Below are 583 nucleotides of genomic sequence, written 5' to 3' on the forward strand. Positions count from 1 at the left end.
GTGGCGCGCGGCCCGTTGACGGCGGCGACGGCGAGCAGGGTGCTGGTCCCGGCGGCCTCCAGCAGCTCGGGCACCTCGTCCTCGGGCAGCTCGACGGCGAGCATCGCGCCGCCCTCGGGCAGCGCCTGCATGAGGCCGGCGCGGGCGGCGACCAGGGTGCAGGCGTCGTCGAGGGAGAGCACCCCGGCGACGTGCGCTGCGGCGATCTCGCCGACGGAGTGGCCCAGCAGCAGGTCGGGGGTGATCCCCCAGTGTTCGAGGAGCCGGAAGAGGGCGACCTCCACGGCGAACAGCGCGGGCTGCGTGAACGCGGTGCGCCCGAGGAGGTCCTCGGAGTCCAGGGCCTCGTTCAGGGGCCGTTCGAGGAGTGGGTCGAGGCGGGTGCGGACGGCGTCGAACGCCTCGGCGAACACGGGGTGCGCGGCGTACAGTTCGCCGCCCATGCGGGCGTGTTGGGCGCCCTGGCCGGTGAGGAGGAACGCGAGCTTGCCGTGTGCCTTGGCGGTGGCGCGCACGGCGTGGGGGTGCGGGCGGCCGTGGGCGAGGGCGTCGAGGCCGGCGCGGAGTTCCTCGGGGGTGGTGC

General features: G+C 75.8%; 1 protein-coding gene. It reads right to left on the bottom strand.

Going from position 1 to position 583, the window contains the following annotated elements:
• On the bottom strand, positions 1-583 hold a 583-nt coding region (locus ACVNF4_RS36780; protein ID WP_461807142.1), incomplete at both ends, for an acyltransferase domain-containing protein.

It is taken from the genome of Streptomyces sp. S6 (assembly GCF_054880855.1).